General features: G+C 64.0%; 4 protein-coding genes. 2 read left to right on the forward strand and 2 right to left on the reverse strand.

Annotated features, from left to right (window positions below; translation table 11 throughout):
- Together B7L71_RS16530 and B7L71_RS16535 are read right to left on the reverse strand one after the other, a co-directional pair.
- A partial coding sequence (locus B7L71_RS16530) for an SNF2-related protein (RefSeq protein ID WP_170919526.1) occupies nucleotides 1-1142 on the reverse strand: 1142 nt, incomplete at its 3' end.
- Between the two features lie 115 nt (nucleotides 1143-1257).
- A complete protein-coding gene (locus B7L71_RS16535) occupies nucleotides 1258-2061 on the reverse strand; it encodes a TlpA disulfide reductase family protein (protein WP_081139268.1) in 804 nt (267 codons plus the stop codon).
- A gap of 66 nt (nucleotides 2062-2127) precedes the next feature.
- On the opposite strand from B7L71_RS16535, the gene B7L71_RS16540 reads away from it, so the two are divergent.
- Both B7L71_RS16540 and B7L71_RS17395 read left to right on the forward strand, forming a co-directional pair.
- Nucleotides 2128-2361, forward strand: coding sequence for a hypothetical protein (locus B7L71_RS16540; protein ID WP_016915758.1), 234 nt, complete (start codon nucleotides 2128-2130; stop codon nucleotides 2359-2361).
- The coding region (locus tag B7L71_RS17395) for a hypothetical protein (RefSeq protein WP_170919522.1) at nucleotides 2345-2534 on the forward strand (190 nt) is incomplete at its 3' end. The genes B7L71_RS16540 and B7L71_RS17395, both read left to right, overlap by 17 nt.

Raw genomic sequence — 2534 nt, forward strand, 5'->3', positions numbered from 1 at the left:
AGGGCCTGGCTGTCGCGGTCGTCGGCGATGGTGGCCACGCGCTCGCGGGCGCTGGGTGTCTGGGGCAGTTCCTCCAGCGCATCGATGGCGCTGGCCACGGCGACGTAGTGCTGCTCTTCGTCCTTGAAGCGCTCGATGTCGTGGTAGCGCTCCGGGTCCAGCAGGCGTAGCCGCGCAAAGTGGCTCTCCTGGCCCATCTGCTCGGGGGTGGCGGTGAGCAGCAGCAGGCCGGGGATCTCGGCGGCCAGCTGCTCCACGCACAGGTAGCCGGGGCCGCTGGTCTCCGGATGCCAATCCAGGTGATGCGCTTCGTCGACGATCAGCAGGTCGAAACGGCTGGACAGGGCCTGTTCCTGACGGTGACGATTGGCAAACAGCCAGCCCTGGCTGGCCAGCACCAGCTGGGCGCTCTCGAACGGATTGGCGCTGCCGTGGGCCTGGCTCTGATGCTCGTCGAGCAGCGTGACGGTCAGCGAGAAGCGGCGCAACAGCTCCACCAGCCACTGGTGGGTCAGGCTGTCGGGTACCAGAATCAGCGCGCGCTCTACGCGGCCTGCCAGCAGCAGGCGGTGGAGGATCAAACCTGCTTCAATGGTCTTGCCAAGCCCCACTTCATCGGCCAGCAGCACCCTGGGGGCGTGGCGGCGTGCGACTTCGTCGGCGATATAGAGCTGATGGGGAATCAGGTCGATGCGCGGCCCGGCAAACCCCAGGGCGCTGTGCTGTTCGATACGCTGAAAGTGATGCAGGGTACGAAAACGCAGGTCGAACCAGTCGTTGCGGTCCACCTGGCCGGTCAGCAAGCGGTCACGGGCCTGGTCGAACTGCATGGTGTCGGCCAGGCGTGCTTCTGGCAGTTCGCGCAGGTTGCCGTCGCTGTCTTCACCGATGTAGGTGATCAAGCCACGGCTCTCTTTGCTGTCGTCCACGATCATCTGCCAGCCGTCGGCTGACAGGACCCGGTCACCGCTGCCGAACATGACTCGGGTGAGGGGCGCCTGGCGGGTGTTGTAGGTGCGGGTTTCCTGGCTGGCACTGAACAAGATGGTAACGCTACGGGCGTCGCAGTTAAGCACGGTGCCAAGCCCAAGCTCGGCCTCACCGTCGCTAATCCAGCGCTGGCCGGGAGAAAAATCGCTCATGATGCCTCGAGGAAGTCGTCAAAATCGGGTCGCTCGCCACCGGGAATGGGCCTCGGTGGCAGACAGGGCGGGGGATTCTAACGCAAAGCAGCGAGGGGATTAAGGGCTATCATGGTCAATCGTTCAGCCAGCGCTCCAGGTGAGCGCGGGTGAGTTCACCGACATGCACGTCCAGTGTTTGCCCTTGGGCGTCGAACAATACGGTCGTGGGCAGGCCGGGGGCTGCGAATTCGGCCATCAGCAGCTGCCGAGGGTCGCGCAGTGTATGACGAAACACCAGCTGCTGTTCATCCAGGTAGCGCACGATGGGCAGCAGGTCTTCGCCCTGGTTGACCACCACCACGCTGACACCCTCCCGCTGGTCCGCGGCTTCCAGCAGCGGCATTTCGCGGAGGCAGGGTGGGCACCAGGTGGCCCACAGGTTGACCATCAGCAGGTCACCTTGCGTATCGAGGGAGGCCAGATTCACCGGGTTGCCGTCCAGGTCTTCCAGGGTGATGTCCGGCACGGAGGCCACCGCAAAGGTGGGCCCCAGCGGTGCCAGAGTGACCAGGACCAGCCACAGGCTGGCCGCGCCCACGGTCATGGCCAGGCCGCCAAGCATGGCCAGCAGCCGTTCACGCAGTACCCAGGCGGTCCATATCAGGCCCGCTACCAGGCCGCCAAGGGCATTGAAACCCGGCTGCCACAGCTTGAGGATATCCAGTGGCGCCTGACTGTAGCTCTCCCAGTGTAGAATGACGAACACGGCACGGGCGCCGACCAGCCATACCAGCAGCAAGCCGTTGAACCAGCGCGTGTGCTGCTGGGTACTCAGCCCCAGCAGATAACGGCTGCTCACCAGCAAAATGAGCGCTACACCCAGGGCGTAGAGGCGTGGCGTCGAGATCAGCAGCGGGCCAAGTGCAATGGCATTCATCAGTTTGTCCGTAAGCAGGTACACTGATTCACCATATCATGCATGCAACACATCACGGAGAGGTCGATGTCGCAAACTTCCTTTGACCGCCTGCGCGCCCTGGCGATTGGCTCTCAGGCGTTGGGGCTAACGCTCATTATCACTCTGGAAACCGTGATGGGCGACGCCGCCCGGCCCTGGCAGGGGGGCGTGCTGGCGGCCATGGTGGGCGTGGCGCTGACCATTGCCACGCTGCGCTGGTATCGGGCCAAACGCCGCCAGAAGCAGCAAGCGGAAGCTGCGCGTGAATCATCAGGCTGACGCCTCTGCCTGGCAAGCGCTGAAGGTGTCGCTGGATGCGCAAGGGCAGCTGGTCTGGCAGTGGCAGCAGGAAGGGCAACTGGCGGTGCTGAGTGAAGAGCCCGGAGGCTGGTGGCGACACTTCAACGCTTGGATCAGTCGTGTGCTGCGCCTGGAAAAGTGGTTATCGAACA

It is taken from the genome of Halomonas sp. BC2 (genome assembly GCF_002078115.1).
Lineage (GTDB): Bacteria > Pseudomonadota > Gammaproteobacteria > Pseudomonadales > Halomonadaceae > Vreelandella > Vreelandella stevensii.

What these genes read in the sequence shown, in the direction of transcription:
- B7L71_RS16535 (WP_081139268.1), bottom strand. Translation starts at nt 2,061, where the DNA reads ATGAATGCCATTGCACTTGGCCCGCTGCTGATCTCGACGCCACGCCTC.
- B7L71_RS16540 (WP_016915758.1), top strand. Translation starts at nt 2,128, where the DNA reads ATGTCGCAAACTTCCTTTGACCGCCTGCGCGCCCTGGCGATTGGCTCT.